We start from the raw sequence: 1,853 nt of genomic DNA on the forward strand, positions 1-1,853 counted from the left end.
TCCTTTCGGCCGTCTTAGGTTCCGATGACCCACCGCTCGAACTGCTGTCGCTGGAGCTACTACCTATGGAACTTGCACCAAATATCAGTACCAGGAGCAATACCAGAATGAGAATTTCCGGAGGACCGATCGGTGCTGACTGGCCGATCATTGGGTGCGCCTCCGTGCCGATCTGCGCGTCCTCTGGAGTTTATCGATCACGTCTGACACCATGAGAAAAGCCCCGATTCCCTCCGTGATTAATTTACCGCACCTGCTTGTGTAACTGGTTGCGTCACCTCAGTCGTTCAGATCAAAGTAAACTGGCGACTCGTGGCCATCGACCACCGTATCATGGTCCCATCGAAGATACCGGTCGCTGTCCGCGGGGATGTCGAATAGCGGGGCTACATACCCCGACTCTCCGGGGTGCGCCTCAGGAACGACTTCCGCTTCGGAGAACTCTGCTTCATCCTCTGTACGCTGTTGATGAAATCCAACCCCGTTCAGGTGTTCAATCCTCTCATACCGTTCTCCCCCGACCTCCATTTGGAACCTGTCCGGGGCTGGGAGTTCTCTTTCCCATCCGCCGAGGTTCTCGAAGGCGAGCCCCTGTTGGAAGAAGAGTCCATTGTCCGGTTCCACGTGATCGAGGGCGTCTTCGCTCCGGTTGTAGTATCTGGCCCTTTCGAGAGCGACGGTGGAGAATTTCCTCACTCGCCACATGTCGTCAGTTTCGACCGGTAGCTCCACAACCGGCTCGGGCGCTTCGCTCCCGCCCACGTCAGCGGCGCTGAGGCATCCGGCTAAGGGAACAGCCGCCCCGACTGACGCGAGGAACGCGCGTCGCTTCATAAGTTCGTCCTCGGTGGTGGCGTAGTAAAAGGTTCCTGCGCTATCCAGCCGTCGCGACGATCCGGACGACCTCCATCAGCCACTCGGCTCCGCGACCGCTCAGGAACGACCACACGGCGCGAGCGTGCTCGAACACGGTCGCCGGCCGCGGGTCGACCCAGCCGAGCCCGGTCGCGACCGCGAGCACGATCAGCAGCACGAGCGCGTATCCCGCCAGCGTGCCGCCGACCGCGACCGCGATGCGTGCGACTGCCTGCGCCCGGTAGACGTAGATCGCCCCCAGGAACAGCGTCGCCGCCGTGACGACCTGCCCGCCGAGTCCCAGCGAGGAGACGATCTCCGGGAGCATCTACTCGTTCCTCCGGCCGACGATCTTGATCGTGTTCTGCTCATCGGGCGCCGCACGCGCTTTGAGCCACTGCCGGATCACGAGGTATCCGCCACCGATGACGGCGATGATGATCACCGTCGAGAGCTGACCGAGCCCGGACGAGAGTGGGTCCGTTACCGTGCCGGGGTTCAGCGTCTCCAGCAGCAGGACGACGACGCCGGCGCCGCCGACCACGAACAGCTCCCGCGGGATGCTCGCCCGCGTCCGCTGCTCCAGCTGCCAGAGCCCGACCAGCAGCGCGACGCCGCCCAGGAGCGCACCGAACGCGCTCGAGGCGACGCCGCCCGCGATGTCGGCCAGCTGCGCGAGCACGGACTCACCGGAGATGAGCTGCACCGCGACGAGTCCCGTGAGGGTCCCGCCGACCAGCAGCAGCGAGTTGTCTCGGATCCCGTCCGCACCGAACACGCGGCGCCCGACGAGCGCGAAGCCGAGCACGGAGACGGTGACGCCGCCGAAGATCGCGACGATCGGCAGGCTTGAGGTCGCCTCGTCCACTCCGACCGGCGGTTTATCGGGACCGCCTGAGGAGGCGCGCTCGATCGTGTAGGTCCCGTCCGAGCTCGAGATCTGGAACCAGACGGGCGAGTTCGCGGTCGACGTCGCGACCGCGTTCCTATCCGCGTCG

3 protein-coding genes are annotated in these 1,853 nt (G+C 64.3%); all 3 read right to left on the reverse strand.

Annotation, left to right across the window (positions count from 1 at the left end; genetic code table 11):
- Window positions 1-279: 279 nt before the first annotated feature.
- Window positions 280-834: a hypothetical protein gene (locus AN233_RS06315; RefSeq protein WP_058365961.1), complete on the reverse strand. Its 555-nt coding sequence runs from the start codon at window positions 832-834 to the stop codon at window positions 280-282.
- Between the two features lie 40 nt (window positions 835-874).
- Entirely contained in the window at window positions 875-1,183 is a 309-nt protein-coding gene (locus tag AN233_RS06320) for a hypothetical protein (RefSeq protein ID WP_058365962.1), read from the reverse strand.
- Window positions 1,184-1,853 (reverse strand): hypothetical protein (locus AN233_RS17225; RefSeq protein ID WP_176696653.1); only part of this gene is annotated, 670 nt, incomplete at its 5' end.

It is taken from the genome of Haloparvum sedimenti, assembly GCF_001462205.1.
Lineage (GTDB): Archaea > Halobacteriota > Halobacteria > Halobacteriales > Haloferacaceae > Haloparvum > Haloparvum sedimenti.